At 49.9% G+C, this 1,984-nt stretch carries 17 tRNA genes and 2 rRNA genes; all 19 read left to right on the top strand.

Annotated elements, in window-relative coordinates:
• Positions 1-162 (top strand): 23S ribosomal RNA (locus HF569_RS01735); the annotation flags it as partial.
• A 74-nt stretch (positions 163-236) separates the two neighbouring features.
• A 5S ribosomal RNA gene (gene rrf, locus HF569_RS01740) occupies positions 237-353 on the top strand.
• Between the two features lie 6 nt (positions 354-359).
• Positions 360-432: transfer RNA gene (locus HF569_RS01745), tRNA-Val, on the top strand.
• Positions 433-435: 3 nt separating this feature from the next.
• Positions 436-508: transfer RNA gene (locus tag HF569_RS01750), tRNA-Lys, on the top strand.
• A 46-nt stretch (positions 509-554) separates the two neighbouring features.
• Positions 555-627 (top strand) — tRNA-Thr (locus HF569_RS01755).
• 9 nt (positions 628-636) lie between these two features.
• A tRNA-Gly gene (locus HF569_RS01760) sits at positions 637-708 on the top strand.
• A gap of 42 nt (positions 709-750) precedes the next feature.
• Positions 751-824, top strand: a tRNA-Arg gene (locus tag HF569_RS01765).
• A gap of 5 nt (positions 825-829) precedes the next feature.
• Positions 830-903: transfer RNA gene (locus HF569_RS01770), tRNA-Pro, on the top strand.
• A 28-nt stretch (positions 904-931) separates the two neighbouring features.
• Positions 932-1,005: transfer RNA gene (locus HF569_RS01775), tRNA-Met, on the top strand.
• Between the two features lie 14 nt (positions 1,006-1,019).
• Positions 1,020-1,093: transfer RNA gene (locus tag HF569_RS01780), tRNA-Ile, on the top strand.
• Positions 1,094-1,124: 31 nt separating this feature from the next.
• Positions 1,125-1,214 (top strand) — tRNA-Ser (locus HF569_RS01785).
• A gap of 18 nt (positions 1,215-1,232) precedes the next feature.
• Positions 1,233-1,306 (top strand) — tRNA-Met (locus HF569_RS01790).
• 2 nt (positions 1,307-1,308) lie between these two features.
• Positions 1,309-1,383: transfer RNA gene (locus HF569_RS01795), tRNA-Asp, on the top strand.
• Between the two features lie 55 nt (positions 1,384-1,438).
• Positions 1,439-1,511 (top strand) — tRNA-Phe (locus HF569_RS01800).
• Positions 1,512-1,532: 21 nt separating this feature from the next.
• Positions 1,533-1,603 (top strand) — tRNA-Gly (locus tag HF569_RS01805).
• Positions 1,604-1,609: 6 nt separating this feature from the next.
• Positions 1,610-1,684 (top strand) — tRNA-Ile (locus HF569_RS01810).
• Between the two features lie 4 nt (positions 1,685-1,688).
• A tRNA-Ser gene (locus tag HF569_RS01815) sits at positions 1,689-1,776 on the top strand.
• Positions 1,777-1,785: 9 nt separating this feature from the next.
• A tRNA-Glu gene (locus tag HF569_RS01820) sits at positions 1,786-1,858 on the top strand.
• Between the two features lie 20 nt (positions 1,859-1,878).
• Positions 1,879-1,952: transfer RNA gene (locus HF569_RS01825), tRNA-Met, on the top strand.
• Positions 1,953-1,984: the final 32 nt, after the last annotated feature.

Genomic DNA, 1,984 nt, shown 5'->3' on the forward strand with positions numbered 1-1,984 from the left:
TAAACGCTGAAAGCATCTAAGTGTGAAACTCGCCTCGAGATGAGATTTCCCATTCCTATATGGAAGTAAGACCCCTGAGAGATGATCAGGTAGATAGGCTGGAAGTAGCAGCGTCGTGAGGCGTGGAGCGGACCAGTACTAATCGGTCGAGGACTTAACCAAGTTGAAAACGTGGTTGTTTCCGGAAGGAAAAAATTGAATAATATCTAGTTTTGAGGGAAGAAGTTCTCTTATAGTGTGGTGGCGATAGCCTAAAGGATACACCCGTTCCCATGCCGAACACGGAAGTTAAGCTTTAGCACGCCGATAGTAGTTGGGGGATCGCCCCCTGCGAGGATAGGACGTTGCCACGCGGTTTTGGAGGATTAGCTCAGTTGGGAGAGCGTCTGCCTTACAAGCAGAGGGTCACAGGTTCGAGCCCTGTATCCTCCATTTGAGCCGTTAGCTCAGTTGGTAGAGCATCTGACTTTTAATCAGAGGGTCGACAGTTCGAGACTGTCACGGCTCATTCACCTACGGGTGTTGAGTAATTTGATACAAATGATACTGGCTATGCCGACTTAGCTCAGTTGGTAGAGCACCTGTCTTGTAAACAGGGGGTCGGAAGTTCGAATCTTCTAGTCGGCATTTGATTTTGCGGAAGTAGTTCAGTGGTAGAACATCACCTTGCCATGGTGGGGGTCGCGGGTTCGAATCCCGTCTTCCGCTTAGTACCGAGAGGTACTTAAGCTTCAATATAATTAGCGTTTTGCACCCATAGCGCAACTGGATAGAGTGTCTGACTACGAATCAGAAGGTTGTAGGTTCGACTCCTACTGGGTGCATTTAACGGGAAGTAGCTCAGCTTGGTAGAGCACCTGGTTTGGGACCAGGGGGTCGCAGGTTCGAATCCTGTCTTCCCGATTAAATAAAATATTTTTATTTAACATTTCGCGGTGTAGCTCAGCTGGCTAGAGCGTTCGGTTCATACCCGAGAGGTCGAGGGTTCGATCCCCCCCGCCGCGATTTGGACTTGGACTGGACCTTTAGCTCAGTTGGTTAGAGCAAACGGCTCATAACCGTTCGGTCGTAGGTTCGAGTCCTACAAGGTCCATTACCAGAAGGACTATTGTACTTGTTTTTATGGAGGATTACCCAAGTCTGGCTGAAGGGAACGGTCTTGAAAACCGTCAGGTGAGTAAAATCACGCGAGAGTTCGAATCTCTCATCCTCCTTTGCTTCTTATATATTATCGCGGGATGGAGCAGTCTGGTAGCTCGTCGGGCTCATAACCCGAAGGTCGCAGGTTCAAACCCTGCTCCCGCAATTGGTCCGTTGGTCTAGTTGGTTTAGGACGCCTGCCTGTCACGCAGGAGATCACGAGTTCGAGTCTCGTACGGACCGTTGTTATGCTCGTCAGCAGAGTGTAGCAACCATAACTCATTCTAAATGGCAAAATGGCTCGGTAGCTCAGTCGGTAGAGCAATGGATTGAAGCTCCATGTGTCGGCGGTTCGATTCCGTCCCGCGCCATTAAGTATATCTCATCATAATGCGGGTATAGTTTAGTGGTAAAACCACAGCCTTCCAAGCTGTTGTCGCGAGTTCGATTCTCGTTACCCGCTTTATATGGGCCTATAGCTCAGCTGGTTTAGAGCGCACGCCTGATAAGCGTGAGGTCGATGGTTCGAGTCCATTTAGGCCCATTATGGAGAAGTACTCAAGTGGCTGAAGAGGTGCCCCTGCTAAGGGTATAGGTCGCGGAAGCGGCGCGAGAGTTCGAATCTCTCCTTCTCCGTTTAGTTATGACCCGTTGGTCAAGTGGTTTAAGACACCGCCCTTTCACGGCGGTAACATGGGTTCGAATCCCGTACGGGTCATTGTTACAATTTAATATTATCGCGGGATGGAGCAGTCTGGTAGCTCGTCGGGCTCATAACCCGAAGGTCGCAGGTTCAAACCCTGCTCCCGCAATTGGTCCGTTGGTCTAGTTGGTTTAGGACGCC

Origin of the sequence: Levilactobacillus tujiorum (assembly GCF_012641185.1) — a bacterium.
In the GTDB taxonomy this organism is placed as follows: Bacteria; Bacillota; Bacilli; order Lactobacillales; family Lactobacillaceae; genus Levilactobacillus; species Levilactobacillus tujiorum.